General features: G+C 42.5%; 14 protein-coding genes. 4 read left to right on the top strand and 10 right to left on the bottom strand.

The window, feature by feature from the left end:
* Window positions 1-42: 42 nt before the first annotated feature.
* Window positions 43-1494 carry a DUF3943 domain-containing protein gene (locus HB679_RS04200; RefSeq protein WP_214070679.1) on the bottom strand — a complete coding sequence of 484 codons (1452 nt, stop codon included), beginning with the start codon at window positions 1492-1494 and terminating at the stop codon, window positions 43-45.
* A gap of 123 nt (window positions 1495-1617) precedes the next feature.
* Between HB679_RS04200 and HB679_RS04195 the strand changes: the two genes are divergently transcribed.
* On the top strand, window positions 1618-1848 hold the full coding sequence (locus tag HB679_RS04195) for a hypothetical protein (RefSeq protein ID WP_214070678.1): 231 nt from the start codon (window positions 1618-1620) through the stop codon (window positions 1846-1848).
* A 67-nt stretch (window positions 1849-1915) separates the two neighbouring features.
* On the opposite strand, the gene HB679_RS04190 is transcribed toward HB679_RS04195, so the two are convergent.
* The 6 genes from HB679_RS04190 to HB679_RS04165 form a co-directional block, all read right to left on the bottom strand.
* Window positions 1916-3007, bottom strand: a complete 1092-nt coding sequence (locus tag HB679_RS04190) for an aldose epimerase family protein (RefSeq protein WP_214070677.1) — start codon at window positions 3005-3007, stop codon at window positions 1916-1918.
* Window positions 3008-4105, bottom strand: a complete 1098-nt coding sequence (locus tag HB679_RS04185; protein WP_214070676.1) for an aldose epimerase family protein — start codon at window positions 4103-4105, stop codon at window positions 3008-3010.
* A gap of 33 nt (window positions 4106-4138) precedes the next feature.
* The gene (locus HB679_RS04180) at window positions 4139-5074 is read right to left on the bottom strand and encodes a DUF6282 family protein (RefSeq protein WP_214070675.1); all 936 of its coding nucleotides are present in this window, start codon (window positions 5072-5074) and stop codon (window positions 4139-4141) included.
* Between the two features lies 1 nt (window position 5075).
* On the bottom strand, window positions 5076-7340 hold the full coding sequence (locus HB679_RS04175; RefSeq protein WP_214070674.1) for a GH92 family glycosyl hydrolase: 2265 nt from the start codon (window positions 7338-7340) through the stop codon (window positions 5076-5078).
* 118 nt (window positions 7341-7458) lie between these two features.
* On the bottom strand, window positions 7459-8610 hold the full coding sequence (locus tag HB679_RS04170; protein WP_214070673.1) for an alpha/beta hydrolase: 1152 nt from the start codon (window positions 8608-8610) through the stop codon (window positions 7459-7461).
* 90 nt (window positions 8611-8700) lie between these two features.
* The gene (locus HB679_RS04165) at window positions 8701-9732 is read right to left on the bottom strand and encodes a basic secretory protein-like protein (protein ID WP_214070672.1); all 1032 of its coding nucleotides are present in this window, start codon (window positions 9730-9732) and stop codon (window positions 8701-8703) included.
* Window positions 9733-9919: 187 nt separating this feature from the next.
* Between HB679_RS04165 and HB679_RS04160 the strand changes: the two genes are divergently transcribed.
* Genes HB679_RS04160 through HB679_RS04150 form a run of 3 tightly spaced genes read left to right on the top strand, consistent with a single transcriptional unit; the run spans window position 9920 to window position 13851 of the window.
* A complete protein-coding gene (locus HB679_RS04160) occupies window positions 9920-10759 on the top strand; it encodes a polysaccharide deacetylase family protein (RefSeq protein WP_214070671.1) in 840 nt (279 codons plus the stop codon).
* 16 nt (window positions 10760-10775) lie between these two features.
* A complete protein-coding gene (locus HB679_RS04155; protein WP_214070670.1) occupies window positions 10776-12095 on the top strand; it encodes an alkaline phosphatase family protein in 1320 nt (439 codons plus the stop codon).
* The gene (locus HB679_RS04150; protein WP_214070669.1) at window positions 12079-13851 is read left to right on the top strand and encodes a cytochrome c peroxidase; all 1773 of its coding nucleotides are present in this window, start codon (window positions 12079-12081) and stop codon (window positions 13849-13851) included. Before HB679_RS04155 ends, HB679_RS04150 begins: the two co-directional genes overlap by 17 nt.
* Here HB679_RS04150 and arr read toward each other — a convergent pair.
* The 3 genes from arr to HB679_RS04135 form a co-directional block, all read right to left on the bottom strand.
* Complete coding sequence (gene arr, locus HB679_RS04145; RefSeq protein WP_214070668.1) at window positions 13848-14276, bottom strand: NAD(+)--rifampin ADP-ribosyltransferase; 429 nt, start codon at window positions 14274-14276, stop codon at window positions 13848-13850. The two genes, HB679_RS04150 and arr, sit on opposite strands and share 4 nt — an antisense overlap.
* A gap of 179 nt (window positions 14277-14455) precedes the next feature.
* Window positions 14456-14908, bottom strand: a complete 453-nt coding sequence (locus HB679_RS04140; protein ID WP_214070667.1) for a VOC family protein — start codon at window positions 14906-14908, stop codon at window positions 14456-14458.
* 161 nt (window positions 14909-15069) lie between these two features.
* On the bottom strand, window positions 15070-17256 hold the full coding sequence (locus HB679_RS04135; RefSeq protein ID WP_214070666.1) for a TonB-dependent receptor: 2187 nt from the start codon (window positions 17254-17256) through the stop codon (window positions 15070-15072).
* Between the last annotated feature and the right edge of the window lie 35 nt (window positions 17257-17291).

Below are 17291 nucleotides of genomic sequence, written 5' to 3'. Positions count from 1 at the left end.
CAATAAATTAAACGAAAAACAAAATTAAAGTTGGTGGGACAATTAGAAATTTAAACTATACCGCGTTGACACACGCAGGTAGGGATAGTTTTGATCGATGTCTGCAAATTTTTGGTATCGACCATGCAAAGCAAAATAACCCGACTCGATGCTAAAGGCCAATTTCTTTACTACGTTTAACGTCACCTCGCTAGCTACTGTATGTAAAAAATGGTGTGAGGGCTGTCCGTTTACTGTGACCGTATAACCACCCCGGTAATTTATTCCGTAGGTTAATATATCTAATAAGGTTAACTGGCCACCGCCGCTAAATGCAACCCCGGGCCCGTAATCATAATCCCGTCCATGTGGTTGAATAAAATATGGGTCGGGGATAGCCGACAATAGGATAGGGCCTGCTCCAAAATTTGTGGTGATCTTCGTCTTTTTGGTAATATCGTATTCTGATAAAAAGTTAGCTTTCACACTTTCTCCGCCATAAAAAAATGCAGAGTTATGCAGGAAATCATAATTAGCAGAAAGCACCAGCAAGTGTTGTAATTTTTCGTTCGATTTGATTTCCCAACCCGCTAACGATCCGTATACGCTAACCATATTAACTAAAGAGCTATCATCCTTGCCAACCTCAACATTTACAGTGATGTTACTAAATGGTGTATTATAGTCTTTGTAGGGCGTACCGTACAGTAATTTAATGTGGCCGTACCAGCCATAATTACTGTTGTGCAAAATGTTTGAATTATTACGATTAAACGTTCGCCCGCCTACGTCAATTTCTGTAGAAATATCTGACGAATCTCGTTTTGAGTTTTTTACCGGTTTGCCCCACTTACCATCTAAAATTCGGGTAAGCCCATTTGATGGATTGATGATCAATGCAAAAACTTCGCTGGCTTGACGCCCAAAGCCGGTTTGTGTTGTATTAGTTATCTTGTCGGCCATCCGATGCGTCATTTCGCCCAACACAACTCCGCCGAAAGTAGTGTTAATAAAATCGTTAATAGCGGGAGGTTGATTTTCGGCGGTACTTTCCCAGAGATAACTTCCTACAGCAGCAGCCGGTACAGATTGCCAAAAGGTATAACCATTTGACCGAAAAGTGTTATAAAATATACTTCCGTGAAACGGGTGCCCAAATTGATTGGTAGTAAAAGGGTCATCATCCCAGGTCCAACTGGTAGGGTTATAATTGTGGCCTACAGATTTCCAGGTAATCTGTGCATAATCTGCTTTTTTCAAGTACCTATCCCACATAAATGGCAATATCTCGGCCATACCAAGTTCAATAGCTGAACGGGTAAAATGATGCGGATTGTTTCTTGTACGTGCCGGCTTAGGAGGCAATGTGTCTTTAATCGTTTTTTGCTGATAGGTGACATCGGCCTGTGCAGCAGCATTTTCGGTAGAGAAAATCGCGACAGCAAATATTGAAAAAGCGGCTAAGTTTAACAGTTTTTTACAGCAAGTTTTTAAAAAGAAAGAGGTAACAGTCATCTTATAAGCAAACGGAAAAATAAATTACTGTTATTAGAAAGTTAAGATTAAAAGAATTGTTTTACGAGATATAAATAAAGCGCAAAGTTTATATATTTGCGCAGGTAATTTTTTGATAAAGACATGAAAAAGACTTTAGGATTAATCATAACATTAATAGGTATAGTAATAGTAGCAGGATCGTTTGTTTTGACGCCAGATCATGCACTTAATGCTGCTGACTCGGGAAGTGGAATCAGTGCATCTGCAGGTTTAGCTTACGGTGGGTTTGTAACTTTCGGTATAGGTATTGTACTTTACATATCATCGCTACCACTGGCAGGCGAGAAACGTCAGCAACAAAGACAATCTTAATTTAAAAAGACATAAAATAGAAAAGGCCCGATGAGAAATCATTGGGCCTTTGTGTTTTATAATAATGTTATTTCTTAACGGAAAACTGATAAACAGTTTCCGACCTGAAAGTTTCACCAGGTCTTAATATTACACTGGCAAATTTAGGTTGATTAGGCGAATCAGGATAGTGCTGTGTTTCCAGACAGAATGCGCCATGTTTGGTAAAAGGTTTTCCGCCTTTGCCGCGTAGCTTTTCATTTAAAGCATTGCCTGTATAAAATACAACGCCAGGCTCGGTAGTGTAGGTTTTCATTATGCGGCCGCTGGCGGGTTCATATGCCACGGCTGCTAAAGCCAGTTTGCCTGATTGATTACGTAACGCATAGGTTAAATCATAACCATCGCCGTTATTAAAATCCTGGATACGTTTACCAATCGATTGCGGCGAAGTGAAATCAAAAGGAGTGCCTTTTACAGCCAACAAATTACCATCGGGGATACCACCTTTACCTGTTTCCAGATATTGGCTGGCAAAAAACTGGACCTCGGTATTTAATACTTTATCTTCCTTACCGCCCGATAAATTAAAATAGGAATGACTGGTGAGTACAACAGGGGTGGGCTGGTCGGTAGTAACGGTATAGTTTATCTTAAGTTCGTTAGCATTGGTAAGCGTGTAAAGTACCGTCAGATTCAGATTGCCCGGGAAACCTTCCTCGCCGTTTTTGCTCAGATACGTTACTTTAAGCGATACCTCTTTTTTGCCGGGTACTTCTTCAATGTTCCAAATCTTCTTGTTGGTGCCCATCACTTCGCCATTTTTGCTGGTGATGACGTTGTATTCTTTACCGTCTACAATGAATCGGTTATTAGCAATACGATTGGTAACACGCCCGCGAATGGCGCCCATACGTGCGTTGTCTTTGCTGATGTACTGTTTTAATGAATCAAAGCCCAATACCACATCGCCCATGTGGCCATCCTTATCCGGCGTAATGATATCGGTGATGGTAGCGCCATAGTTAATCACTTTAACCTGCATGCCTTTGCTGTTCTGCAACGTATACTGCCAGATCTTCTGACCATCGGCTTCGCCAAAAAATATTTTGCTGATGCGCTGGGCAGTTACGCCATAAAACGCGCAGAGAGCCAGGAGCAAAGCAGCAAGCTTTTTCATTTATTTAGTCGAAAACTTATAAATAGTCTCCGATTTAAAAGTCTCGCCCGGTCTCAAGATCACATTGGGGAAATTAGAATGATTAGGAGAATCAGGATAATGCATGGTTTCTAAACACAACGCGCCCCATTTATTGAAATGTTGCCCGTTACGACCAATTATTCGTTCGCTAAAATGGTTACCGGTGTATACCACTAAACCTGGTTCTGTAGTAAAAACCTGCATCACGCGGCCGCTTACAGGCTCATATGCTGTGGCCGCCAAAGCTATTTTGCCAGACTTATTTCGCAATGCATAGCTTAGGTCGTAACCGTTACCGGCTGCTGCAATGTTTTTACCAACAGCTGTAGGTTGAGTAAAATCAAAAGGGGTGCCTTTTACGTCGAGCAGTTTGCCGCTGGGCATCACGTCTTTGTCGGCCTCCAGGTATTGGTCGGCAAGAATAGTTAATTGCCAGTCGGACACATTTTCTGTAGTGCCGGATAAATTAAAATAAGTATGATTAGTGAGCACTACCGGCGTAGCTTTATCAGTTGTTGCCGAATAGTTAAGCTTTAATTCGTTGTTATTAGTAAGGGTATAGATCACGGTAACGTTCAGATTGCCGGGATAGCCCATCTCACCATCTTTACTAAAATAGGTTAGTTTTAATGCTACTTCTTTACCGGGTATTTCTACGATGTTCCATATCTGCTTATCAAAGCCTTTAGGGCCACCATGTATGTTTGATGCTAAAACGTATTCTGTACCGTCAAGTGTAAACCTTTTATTGGAAATACGATTAGCTACACGGCCCACCATGGCGCCCAGCAACGCGTTATCGCGGCCCATGTACTGTTTTAATGAGTCGAAACCTAAAACCACATCGCCAAGTTTTTTATCCCTGTCAGGGGTCAGTATATCAGTTATAGTAGCCCCGTAATTGATTACTTTAATCTGCATACCATTACTATTGGTTAAAGTGTATTGGTAGATCTGCTTACCTTCCGCCTCGCCGTAAAGTATTTTGGTGATGGATGGCTTGCTTATTGGGTGAGGTTTAGCATACGCCACAATAATCAATAAACAAGCAGCGATAGAAACAAGTACTTTCTTCATCAGGTATAAAATTGGTTCAATAAAAATACAAACTTACTCGGTAGGCAGGCCTAATAATTTAGCCGGATTTTTCCGGGCGACCAGATCAATGTCATGCTCGCTTAGCCCATTAGCTTTTAGCGCGATGATATAAGCCCGCATACCATCAGGATGCAGCGGGTTACCTGGCTGTCCAAGATCAGAATCAATAATACAATGTTCTGCACCTATGGCTTTGATGGCGTTTACACAAGTTATAACTGCTTTTTCATCGCCTAAATTCTTATTGCCTTTTTTGGCCAGGTAAGCCTGCCAGCAAAATTCAATAACGGCACCCATCGCTGCCATTTGTTTCATTTGCTCAACGGTTGCGCCTAAAAGCATGGCATGGGTAACTATGATCTTTTTAATTCCCGCTTGTGTGGCGGCTGATATCAATATCATTGATTCGGCAGGGGTGGAATGGCCCGTTTCCAGGATCAGGTCGTTCTTAGCAATAACTTCGTAAACTTCTGCTATTTCGGGTACTGGTTTACCGTCTTTAACCACACTTACAAACTTGCGTGGCCCCGGGCCATGTTCGAAATTATTCTCGGCGTCAACGGTAGGCAGCCAAACCACTTTGCCGCGGTGCCCTTCCATAGCCGCCATGCGGCGTACCGCTTCGGCATTCAAACCACCAACAGACCGGTTAAGTGCTATACCACCAAATACCTCTATACCGCCAACCTCTTTCATTGCCGTTTCGGCTCTGTCGGCAGTCATGGTGTAATGATTTTTGAGGACTATGCCGCGCATGCCTTCTTTTTTTGCCAATCGCACCAAATCTAAATCACTGATCGATCTTGCCGAAACATCGGGGCCGGCATGGCAATGAAAATCGATAGTACCTGCCAAAGGATTAGTATCTATAGACCGCTTGCTTTGTGCCCAGCTTATTTGGGTAATTAACAAACATCCGGCAAATATTAATCCCTTTATTTTAAGCATTTTATTTCGTTAAGGAGAATGGTTTGTCGTCTTTACCAGTGCCCCTGGTTTTGTTAGGCTTATCGCTCATTTCCAGTTTTAACTCGCCACCATTTGTTAACTCATCATAAGTGATGTAATTTTTGGTGAAGTCTTTACCATTTAAAGTAGCCGACTGTATATAAACATGATCCTTGTCATTAGCCGCAGCGTCTATAACAAATTTCTTTCCGTTCTCCAGATTCAACGTGATCTTTTTAAACATCGGGCTGCCTAAGGCATACTGATTGGTACCCGGGGTTACGCTGTACATACCTATAGCACTTAACACGTACCATGACGATGTTTGGCCTTGATCTTCATCACCGGGATAACCGTTTTCTGTAGCGTTGTATAACCTGTACATCGCGTCACGGGCGTGGTACTGGCCCTTCCATGGTTCGCCGGCGTAATCATATAAATAGATCATGTGTTGAATAGGCTGGTTACCCTGCGCGTACTGACCCATGTTAGCTACTACCATTTCGGTCATCTCGTGGATCATGCCGTGATAGGTGCCGGTGTTTACCGTAGTTGGCTCGCTGAAAACAGAGTCAAGCTTAGCGTTAAAATTATGATTACCGCCCATCATGTTAATTAAATCCTGTGTATCCTGGAAAACCGACCAGGTGTAATGCCATGAGTTGCCTTCAGTAAAAGGGCCGCCCCATTCAAACGGATCGAATTTGGGTTTCCACTGGCCATCGCTGTCTTTGCCTTCCATAAAGTGGGTAGCCGGGTTGTAAACATTCCGGTAGTTACGCATCTGGCGAGAGAAAATATCCATGTAAGGTTTATTATCCGTCATTTTGGCCAGTTGATAAGCACACCAATCATCATAAGCATATTCTAAAGTTTTAGCTGTTGCTTCGCGATATTTTGGATAAGGAACATAACCTAATTCATAATACTCTTTCCAGCCTTCGCGGCCGTTTGCCGGCCCCCAAGGGCCTTTGTTGGTAGCTTCATGATAATAAGCTTCTAATGCCACTTTAGGATCGAATGTATGAAGACCTTTTGCCCAGGCATCGGCCAATAAAGAAATACCGTGGTTACCCACCATGCTGCCGGCCTCGCTAGGGAATGACCATGAAGGCAACCAGCCACATTGCTTGTAAGCGTCTAACAGCGCCTGCATATAACGGCCCTGCTGTTCAGGTTGCACCAAGGTATTCAGCGGAAACTGCGCCCTGAAAGTATCCCAAAAACCAGTATCGGTAAACATATAACCGGGATGTACCGTACCATCATACGGGCTAAAGTAAACCGGTTTGCCCGCAGCGTCAAGCTCATAAAACTTACGAGAAAATAAGCTTGCACGGAAAAAGCAAGAATAGAATGTTTCTCTATCGGCCTGAGTACCGCCTTCAACAGTAATTTTACCTAGGGATTTATTCCAAACCGCTGCGGCGTTAGCTTTGGTTTGTTCTAAGGTTTTATCGGCACCTAACTCGCGTTTCAGGTTTAGTTGGGCTTGTTCAAGACTGATGTATGACGATGCTGTTTTAACCTGCACTTTGACACCATTTTTAAACTGAACATAAGCGCCTTTTCCTAAACCTTCAGCCTCTGTCGAATCGGCATGAGTAGTATTGGTTTTGTTATCCCAGGTTCCGTAAGCTTTAATCGGCTGATCAAACTGCATCACGAAATAACTTTTCCAGCCTTTTTTAAAACCTTCGCCGTTATTTACCCAACCAGTTATCGTATTTGCTTTCGCATCAATTTTAACACCACTTAGCCGGGTATAACCATCTAAAACTAAAAAGCTTTTCTGGCCGCCTGGATAACTGAATCTTAAATGCGCACCACGCTCGGTTGGTGCTATTTCCGTGGCGATCTTATTGTCAAACTGCACTTTATAGTAGTTTGGCTTCGCGATCTCATTAGCGTGGCTGAATTTAGCTTCGCGTTTATTTTCATCAACCACTAATTCGCTCATCGGCATTACAGAAAACACGGCGTAATCTCTCGTCCATGAGCTACACTGGTGTGCCTGCTGGAAACCACGGATATGATCTTTTAAATATTGATATTTCCAGCCATCACCATTCTTTCCGGTTTGCGGTGTCCAGGTATGCATACCGAAAGGCAGGGCAGTGGTAGGGTAAGTGTTACCGTGTGTTTGTCTGAAATCAGAATTGGTGCCCTGTAAGGTATTTACGTAATGTACCAGATCAGGCTGTTGCTGTGCAAACGCTGCGTTAATTAACAGGAATGGGGTAAAAAGTAAATGTTTAAATTTCATTGTATAATTGGTTCAATGTTCTGGTTATAGGGGGTGTTAATACGCCTCAATTATAGGAAATAAAAGAAACTTTCGGTTTAGTATAGCGCTATTGTAATAACTTACTTACGTAGCAAACTTAGCTGCCTGATACCTGCCCGTTTTTCACGACGAGTTTGCCACTAAAAATTAAGCCCTTATCTAACCGGGCTGAAATCGATTGTTTGATGATATCCGCATTGCGCGACACTCTTTTATTGAATACCTGTTTGCCATTTACAGAAACAGACACCTTTTTATCAAGATTTACCAGATCATCATTTAAATAAATATACAATACCTCGTCCTGATCGTCAATAATATTGATATCATTACCAGACACAGCTACCCGTACTTTCTGACCTTGTTTTGCTTTCGCGATATCGGTACCCAACCAATAAAATTGATCTCGTAAAATATCATCCTGGATCCAGATAACATCTTTAGGTAAAGGGTTTCTTTTGAAAGAGGCCAGCCATGGCACAGCAATGGTGTCTTTACGATTCATCCAATGCGGTAAATCAGGGTAAACATGTAGGCGGTGTGTAAAGCTGCCAGGATAGACCTTCTGTAGACTGTCCAGTCGGGCGCCCCATTGGGCTACTAATTCATTACGATGATAAGCGGCATCCTTTCCACCAACAAAAGCATCGAACGGAATGTTTTTCAAGTTCAAAATCTGCGCGTCGCCGGGATGGCCAGCCATCATCGCTGCTGCACCCCAATAATCCGCCAGGCGGGGGGCTAACTGAAAAACACCATCGCCACCGGCAGAGTAACCCATTACATAAATCTTATCCGGATTCACATCGTCCATTACAATCTCGCTTTTTATCAGTTCGGAAAACAATTCGTCAATAGGATAATCATGCCACATGTTCCAGGCATCAACAGGTGCACGAGGCACAAAATAAACACCTTCTTTCAGTTTATATAACCGCTTCTGATTCTCCCATTGTTGGTCGTTCTCTTTAGTGGTTGTGCCGCCACCGCCATGCAGCGAAATGTACAGACTACGGCCATCGGCAGGTTTGTCGCCAAAGATCTGCGTAGTAAACTTCATGGTGAAGTTTTTATACTGGATCTGTTTGGCAGCCCATTCCGCATCGGCCTTTGTTTTTTGTTGAGCCATTTGGGTTTGTAGTTCGGTAGCGGCAAATTGTGCTGCTTCTTTCTTGCTCAGATTAGTTTGGGCTGATGTGGCTAATCCGCTTAATAAGATAATGGCGATGAGGGTAGTAGTTTTAATCATCAGGAATATTTTAATAGCTAAATTATAGAATAAATAACAAAGCCCAATACAGCGTACCGGGCTTTGTTATTATATGTAATGTTTCAAATCTTAAAGACTCTTGCTGCTATAAACCAGGTTAAGGTCTGGATTAGCCGAATAATCAGCCCAAAGCTGATCAAGTGTTTTACCTGACAGTGTAGCCCAGGTATCGGCGGTATAGGTATGATTTCTTAATTCTTTATCAATCTGAATGATCATACCCGGTTTAACTTTCTGGTCAATCCATTCAAAGAAACGGGCGGTAATGCGGTAGCTTTGCTCGTAACCTTTGTCTTTTGCTTTAAAAGCCGGCAGGTACCATTTTGAACCTACATTATCAACGCCGTATTTATAACGGATATAATCGGCAATACCCTCTGTTAGCCAAACCGGGCCTGAACCATAGCCATAACCTTGTACTATGTGCATACCTTCGTGCGTAACGATATCAACATCATACGGAAACTTGTCCATGTATTTAGTAGCAAATAAAATACGGTTACCGCTGGTTTCGGCTACACCTTTATAAGCGGTGTCAGTAACAAAGATTACATCGTGCGTTGCTTTGTCATTAAACAGGCCAACCAATTTCGGGTAAACTTCAAAGTAGGTACTGATTAGGTTTTTCTGGATGGTAGGGTTAAATTTTTCATTTAAATTGACGAACACCAAAGAATAGCCGTCTTTTTTTATCGTATCAACAGATACCCAGTTTTTTTGCAATGCATCTTGCAATGACTGTTGGAAATTTTGCAGATTCTGTTTCTTTTTCAACCATTTGCCGTTTGCTACAATTTCGCCGGGTACAGCTTTTAATGTAAAGTCTTTTGCGGTATCTATGATGCGCATAGTTACTTCGCGCTTAGTGCGGTAACCATCGGCATTAGCAAAGCCTGGATATACGGCTCTGAAAGCAACACCTAACTTCGTGGTATCTATTTTAGTTTTTGCAGCGTCATTAACGGTCAAAGTAAATGGATGGGGTTGACCGCGTCTGCGTTGAGGATTTTGCCCTTTCGTGGCCGGCGCCGGCGTAGTTTGAGCAACAGCTGCTGTCGAAAGCAATACAAAAAAAGTAAGGTTGGTAATTTGTTTAATCATGTCAAAAATGAGTTGTTTGGCATAAATATAGATTAAGTTAAAATATCGTCATGTAAAAATAAAGCTACAGTTAAGTGTTGTATAGACAATTTTGTGTTCACAGTACACCATTTATCAAAATCGCGTCTAGTTTTATGTCGATCTATTCGCCGTACATGGCAATAAATTTTAGTTTTGTAATAGCAGTATGGTAAAAAGCAGCAAAGGCATCGGTTTATTTTTATGGTGGATGGTGTGCGTGTTGGCAACGTTGACCACCCGGGCACAGGAAGTGCATTGGCCTAAAAACCGTAAAGCTGCTATTGTGCTAACCTATGACGATGCGCTACGATCGCAACTTAAAAACGCGATACCCCAACTAGAGCATGCCGGTTTAAAAGCTACTTTTTTTTTAACAAGTGATATAGATAGTACAACTATTCCAAGTTGGCGCAAGTTGGCAAAGGAAGGTTATGAACTAGGTAACCATACTTTATATCATCCCTGCCTGGCTATCGAAGATAATCCTGCCAAATCTGAAAAATATACAGCTTATCATATGATCCGTGAGATTGAAGTGATGGACCGGTGGTTATTTGCGATAGATGGGAAAACAACCCGCACTTTTGCCTACCCGTGTGCAGAAACTTTTGCCGGTGGAAGGGATTATGTAGACTCTTTACGCAAATTTCATGTTGTAAAATACGCACGAATTGGTGGCGACAGCAGCAACGTAATAACTGACTTTAAAAATATGGATACCCTGCGTGTGCCATCCTATGGCCTGGACGGTGGCGAAACAGGAGAGAAGTTAATCGCTTTCGTAAAGAATGTTGAGAAAACTGGCGGACTTGGCGTGATTATGATCCATGGTGTTGGCGGCGACTACATTACTATATCTACCGAAGCACATCAACAACTAATGGATTATTTACATCAGCATAAAAAAGAAATTTGGGTGGCTACTTTTCAACAGGCGTTAGACGAAGTTTACCGACAGGTAAAACGGCCGAAAATAAACATAGCTTCAACAGCACAAACACATTGACACATCTATATCTATAATGAAAGTTAAACTTAATAAACGAATTTCTGTCCTCGCGGCATTTTGCATGTTAGGAGTAATACCAGCAAAGGCACAATTAAGCAAAGTAAAACATGTAGTGGTTATTTATATGGAGAACCACAGCTTTGATAATTTGTGGGGGCAATTCCCTGGCGCAGACGGGTTAGACAAAGCAAAAAAAGAGAATATTATACAGGTTGATGCAAATGGCAAGCCCTTTGAAACATTGCCGCCGGTACCAAAAAGCAGTGCTTTCCCTACTAACTTGCCAAATGACGTTTTTAACATCAACCAATATGTATCTGCCGATGAAGTAAGTCCTGATATTACGCACCGTTTTTACCAGGAACAGCTACAGATAGACGGTGGCAAGATGGATAAATTTGCCCAGTATAACTTTACCAAAGGCCTTTCAATGGGCTATTATAAAACAAGCGAAATACCTTTATACGACCTGGCGAAAAAGTATACGCTTTGCGACAATTTTTACCATAGCGCCTTCGGCGGATCTTTTCTAAATCATATCTGGTTGGTTGCTGCTGCATCGCCGGTGTACCCAAATGCACCTGCTGTGATGAAAGCACAGTTGGATGCTTCTGGCAAACTAGTAAAAGATGGCACGATTACTCCTGATGATTACGCGGTTAACACCATCAATTCGGTCAATCTTCATCCCCAAAAAGCTGATCCTGCCGGCTTATTGCCCATTCAAACCGGCCCTAACATTGGTGATCGGTTAACAGACAAAGGCGTATCATGGGCATGGTATTCAGAAGGATGGAACGATATTGAAGCGGGCAAACCTTATCGTGGGTTTACTTATCACCACCAACCTATTGTTTATTTTCAACGTTATACACCAGGATCTAAGGATAGGGCAGAACATTTAAAAGACGAGACTGAATTTTTAGAAGCAGCACAGAAAGGCACTTTGCCTGCAGTGTCTTTCGTAAAACCTTCGGGTTTGGAGAATGAGCATCCGGGACAATCGTCAATCAATGCCGGCGAAAATCACGCAGTTAAGTTGATCAATGCGGTGTTGAATGGCCCCAATGGCAAAGATGCCGTAATTATTTTAACATATGACGAAAATGGTGGTTTTTGGGATCACGTCGCTCCGCCGGTTATTGATAAATGGGGTCCGGGCTCTCGTGTTCCTGCGCTGGTAATATCACCTTTTGCAAAAAAGGGTTATGTTGACCATACGCAATACGAAACCGTAAGTATCCTGGCTTTTATAGAGAAGCGTTGGGGCATAGCGCCGTTAACTGACCGCGATAAAAAAGCTGATCCGTTTAGCCATGCGTTTAACTTTTAAAGTAACCGCCGTTGGTTTATTGTTGACGATAGCGGTTTCGCTGCTTTCTTTAAGAAAGCCTGACGATAAACCCACGCAACAAATTCAACAGCAATTGATACGGCAATCCGATAGTCTTTTAAAAGCTATCGGATTGTTACGTTCTACACCATTTGATATTGCGCACAAACGTTTACTCCAGGAGCGCTTTAAGCAGCTTCGCCTGAGTTATAAGCGTGTGGAGTGGGCAGTCGAATATTTCGACCCGCTGACTACGCGACTAATTAACGGGCCGCCGGTGCCTGAGGCCGAGTTAAACGGACTAATCATTCAGCCCGATGGTTTACAGGTGATTGAGCAGGATATCTATCCACATATTGACATTAGCAAAAAGCGGCAAATACTTGGTTTGCTATCGCGATTAACTGCTAACACAAAGACTTTTCAGGACAATTTCAAACATGCCGATTTGCAGGATTGGCAGATACTGGATGCCGCTAAACAGCAGGTTTTTAGAGTAGAGCAGCTGGGGTTGAATGATTTTGACGACCCCTTGCTGCGAAATTGCTTTGCCGAGTCAGCAGTTAGTTTACGGAGCGTTCAGGAGGTCGTTCATCATTACGACTCTTCGATTGATTTTAGTGCGTCTATCAGATACTTAATCCAAGTGGCTGGTTTTGATCATTTTGATCGCGCCGCATTTATTACCCGTTATGCAAATCCTTTAACCCGCCAAATTGCTCAATTGCATAACAGGCTTAATTTATCAGAGTTACGGTACAATCGTTTACTTAGTCAAAATGCGGCGACATTGTTTGATGCAAATGCCTATAATCGTAATGCATTTATCGAATCGCCTGCAGATTCTGCAACCACCCAAAAGATCGCATTAGGGAAAAAACTATTCTTCGATCCTATACTTTCAGGCAATGGGGCGCGAAGCTGCGCAACCTGCCATCAACCCAATAAAGCATTTACCGACGGATTACCCAAAAACCTGGATATCACCGGCAGAAAATTGGTGGCCCGTAATACACCTACGCTTATCAACGCCGCGTTACAGCCTGCCCAGTTTTATGATCTGCGTGCGTCTTCGCTAGAAGACCAGGCCAATGATGTAATTGATAACAAAGACGAAATGCACGGCGATATGCGGGTAGCCATCGGCAAGCTTTGGCGCAATGATGAATATCGCAAACTGTTTGATCAAGCTTACCACATCGACAAACGCACAGCAATAGATACATTCGAGGTAATGAACGCCCTGGCCAGCTATGTACGCAGCCTAACGGCGTTAAATAGCCGTTTTGACGAATATATGCGCGGCAATTCAAAAGCGCTGACACTGGCAGAGATTAATGGTTTTAATCTGTTTATGGGCAAAGCCAAATGCAGTACCTGCCATTACATGCCGCTTTTTAACGGAGCGTTGCCACCGCGCTACATGCAAATAGAAGCCGAAGTGATCGGCGTACCAAAAAGCAAAAGCAGCAAACAGGTTGACCCTGATCCCGGAACCCACGGTATCCAGCCGCTGGATTTTAATAAGCATGCTTTCAAAGTAACCACGGTTCGCAATGCCGCGCGGACAGCGCCTTACATGCATAACGGTATCTATAAAAGCTTAGCGGAGGTAGTCGACTTTTACAACAAAGGCGGCGGGGCGGGGATGGGGATTAAACTACCAAATCAAACCTTGCCGACAGATCAACTGCATTTGACGATTAAAGAGAAGGGTGAGTTGGTGGCTTTTATTAAAAGTTTGGATAGTAATTAATCCTCAATGGCCTCAATACCCAATTGTCTAATTCGAGCAACATTATCCCTCATTGCCTGAAGCCGTTCAGGATCGTGCCCTTGCCAGTCTATAACTTCACCAATAATTAAAAGTGGTTCTTTGGTGCGGTATGACTTAGTAATGTTTCCGGGATATTTTTTATCCGTCAAGTTAGGATCATCCTCAAAGGCACCTGTTGGTTTAACAATATAAATTCTGCCGGGCTCTTCGCCCAAAGCAAGCTCGGCTCCCCAGGTTGCGGCATCCAGCGTAGCTGTCAGGTAAACGTATTTCGCTACATTCTGTTTGCCGAAGTTTGAGTTAAAACCTGGGCTAATTAAGTCGCCGATTTTTAATTGCGCCTTTGTACCGTGGAAAAATTGTTGTTCGTTAAGGTTAATGTTGGTTTCGTTTTGTTCGTTCATGGCTTGTTTTTTATTGGTTTTAAAGTCAAAAATATAATATGTAATAATCTAAAAATAAGGTTTTTAACTATATTTTTAAAAACGTACTATAACCAAAATATCGACGTTATCCTTACAACGAACAAGAAACTCCGTACACCATTATATAATCTTTGGAAAAAGCTATGTACTGCTTTTACTCATTTGTTGCCAATTTCTTCTGCCAGCCCGATAAGAAGTCCTTCGGTTCCCCGAATATAGCATAGCCGGTACGAGTTCTGATATTGAACTATTTCTCCAACGAGTTGGGCACCATGCTTGATTAGCCTGGATACCATTTCGTCAATGTCTTTAACAGCGAACATTGGACGTAAATAACCCAGGGCGTTAACAGGCGCGGCCCGATGGTCTGATATAGTAGCAGGTTTGATAAATTTCGAAAGTTCAAGCCGACTGTGACCATCAGGAGTAACCATCATGGCAATCTCTACACACTGAGCACCAAGTCCGGTAACACGACCGGCCCATTCTCCTTCAACGGTCATCCGACCTTCAAGCTTCAAGCCTATCTCTGAGAAAAACGAAATAGCGTCATCAAGTGATTCTACAACGATGCCGACATTATCCATTCTTAGCAAATTGTTTTTTGTCATTTTTTTAGTTTTTAATAAATACATCCAAAGCATTTCTATTTATACAGTTGAATTGTCATAAAGTTGTTCAGACGCCATTATCAAAAATAAAAAAGCCCCGATAGAAATGTCGGGGCTTTGTGTTTATGATTCCCTATTTTTAATTTAATAACGACTCACTATTATAATTTAAACTTAATACCACCGTTCACCACGAAGCCATCCAGCGGCGCATAAATGTCTTTGAAGTCTGGGTTAGTAATACTGCCTGTATAAATAGCCCCAAACTTAGTTTGCCTTGTATCTGTTAAGTTCTCAAAATTAACAAACAGCGAAAATCGTTCCCATATTTTTTCGGCCATTAGCCCCGCCGTCCAATACCCCCTCCCGGTCGTACCGTCATTTAATAGCTGCGGGCTGAAATAGTAAGCTTCCGCGCCGATCTTGAATTTATCCTCGACCTCATAAATCAGCACATTATTCAACCTGTTCTTAGAAACCAGGGGATAAGTAGAAATGGTGTTGTCGGTATGCTGCATCACGTCAGCCAGTGTATAGCCCAGGAATAGCTTAAAGTTTCCATAAGTTAATTTAACATTGGTTTCCATTCCCTTTGTATTCAGATCGCCCTGCGGTTGAAGATATTGCAGGTCGCCATTAGCCAATGGGGTCAATATAATGGGGTTATTAATCCGGGTATAAAAGAATAGCTGATTGATGCTAAAACTAATCTGGTCATTAAATAAGCCAGTCCGGTAAGTAATATCATAATTTGCGCCATAAGAACGTTCGGCTTTTGTGTTTACGACATCTATCGGCAGAACGTTTCTGAACTCGACGCGTTCTGCATCTTCGGTAAATACAGTAGGGGCTTTATAACCTAAACCACCACCCAAACGGGTAGAGAAATGCGAATTGATCTTATACAAGCCTGAAATGCGTGGCAATATGAAAACGCCATATTCATTATGATAATCGCCCCTTAACCCGGATTCCAGAATAAATTTATCGGTAACGTTCCAGGTATTTTGGACAAATGCGCCAATCGTATTGTAATTGTAGCTGCGTAAAGGAAAACTGCTGTTTTGATCTTCGTTAAAATTATCAGTTAAGTAGTTCAAACCCGCCACCCAATCTATTTTTTCACCATTATAAGCATAATTGGCTTCGCTATAAGTAGAAATTTGTACACCTGAAAAGCGATAGCCCGGCAAATTGATGCTGCGGTCAAAATAGCTGACGCTATTTTTAATAGTCAGTTTTTCTTTATCGTCTAATTTATGGTTAAGTTCTACCTGTGAACTATAACGCCCGGTTTTGTTTAACTCATAGTAAGAATGCTGGGCATCGCCATCACCTTTGAGGTATTGCATATCGCCACCAATGCGGTTTTCAACCGTAGCATTGATACCCGTAATTAAAGTGGTATTCTTATCAAGGTAAAAAAACAGTTTGGGGTTTAAAGTGTAGCGGTTGTAACGCGGTATGGCAGAAAGGCCGATGTCCGCTGGGTCATAAGGCGTCCCATGATTATAGGCCGCATAAACAGTTGTACCAGTCTTGTCAAACTTCTGTGAATAGAAACCACTGGCATCTAGTCCCAATGCGGAGTTACCATTTAACAGAAAGTCCAGGTGTCGTTCGTTAGTAGGTGTTTTAGATACAAGGTTAACTAAACCGGCAATAGCGCCACCGCCAGATAAGGTAGAAGATGAACCTTTAATTACCTCCACTTGTTTTAAATCCAACGGTGCTATCTGCAATAATCCCAAGCCGCCCGAAAAACCAGAATATAGCGGAAAACCATCGCGGATGATCTGCGTATATTTACCATCTAACCCTTGTATGCGAATACTGGAGTTGCCACTCGTAGCAGATGTTTGCTGGGTTTGAATACCTGTACTTTCGGCCAGCATCATGCGTATATCGCCGGGTTTCATATTCCCTTTTTCATCCAGTTCATCACCGGATATTACTTCAACACGGGTGGGGATGTTGGCAATCGTCCGGCTGCTTCGAGTGGCTCCAATCACCACAGTTTCCAGTTCCTGGCCGTCACCTTTGCCCGCTGAGTGCAATAAGATCAGCGTAGGCCCGGTTTGTGTTAACGGAAAAGTCAAGGTATCCAGCCGGGTTTCATAACCTACGTAACTAAACCGGATGACCTGCTTGCCGTTAGGGATTTTGATAAGCGTGATTAATCCGGCGGTATCAGATGAAGCACCGATAGAGGTGCTTTGAATAGATGCAGTTGCGCCAATCAAAGTTTCGTTTGTTTTGGCGTCCTTAATCATCGCCTTGTATATATTTTGAGAATAGGCTATAGCAGTATAAAGCAGTGCTGTGATAAGCACGGTTATTTTTTTCATTATAGTATATAATTAAGTTAAAACAGAAAAATTCA

Source organism: Mucilaginibacter sp. dw_454 (assembly GCF_018449775.1).
In the GTDB taxonomy this organism is placed as follows: Bacteria; Bacteroidota; Bacteroidia; order Sphingobacteriales; family Sphingobacteriaceae; genus Mucilaginibacter.
This window is presented reverse-complemented; position numbering and strand designations above follow the sequence as displayed.

Coding starts and splice junctions, on each gene's coding strand:
- HB679_RS04200 (WP_214070679.1), bottom strand. CDS start 1,494: ATGACTGTTACCTCTTTCTTTTTAAAAACTTGCTGTAAAAAACTGTTA.
- HB679_RS04195 (WP_214070678.1), top strand. CDS start 1,618: ATGAAAAAGACTTTAGGATTAATCATAACATTAATAGGTATAGTAATA.
- HB679_RS04190 (WP_214070677.1), bottom strand. CDS start 3,007: ATGAAAAAGCTTGCTGCTTTGCTCCTGGCTCTCTGCGCGTTTTATGGC.
- HB679_RS04185 (WP_214070676.1), bottom strand. CDS start 4,105: ATGAAGAAAGTACTTGTTTCTATCGCTGCTTGTTTATTGATTATTGTG.
- HB679_RS04180 (WP_214070675.1), bottom strand. CDS start 5,074: ATGCTTAAAATAAAGGGATTAATATTTGCCGGATGTTTGTTAATTACC.
- HB679_RS04175 (WP_214070674.1), bottom strand. CDS start 7,340: ATGAAATTTAAACATTTACTTTTTACCCCATTCCTGTTAATTAACGCA.
- HB679_RS04170 (WP_214070673.1), bottom strand. CDS start 8,610: ATGATTAAAACTACTACCCTCATCGCCATTATCTTATTAAGCGGATTA.
- HB679_RS04165 (WP_214070672.1), bottom strand. CDS start 9,732: ATGATTAAACAAATTACCAACCTTACTTTTTTTGTATTGCTTTCGACA.
- HB679_RS04160 (WP_214070671.1), top strand. CDS start 9,920: ATGGTAAAAAGCAGCAAAGGCATCGGTTTATTTTTATGGTGGATGGTG.
- HB679_RS04155 (WP_214070670.1), top strand. CDS start 10,776: ATGAAAGTTAAACTTAATAAACGAATTTCTGTCCTCGCGGCATTTTGC.
- HB679_RS04150 (WP_214070669.1), top strand. CDS start 12,079: ATGCGTTTAACTTTTAAAGTAACCGCCGTTGGTTTATTGTTGACGATA.
- arr (WP_214070668.1), bottom strand. CDS start 14,276: ATGAACGAACAAAACGAAACCAACATTAACCTTAACGAACAACAATTT.
- HB679_RS04140 (WP_214070667.1), bottom strand. CDS start 14,908: ATGACAAAAAACAATTTGCTAAGAATGGATAATGTCGGCATCGTTGTA.
- HB679_RS04135 (WP_214070666.1), bottom strand. CDS start 17,256: ATGAAAAAAATAACCGTGCTTATCACAGCACTGCTTTATACTGCTATA.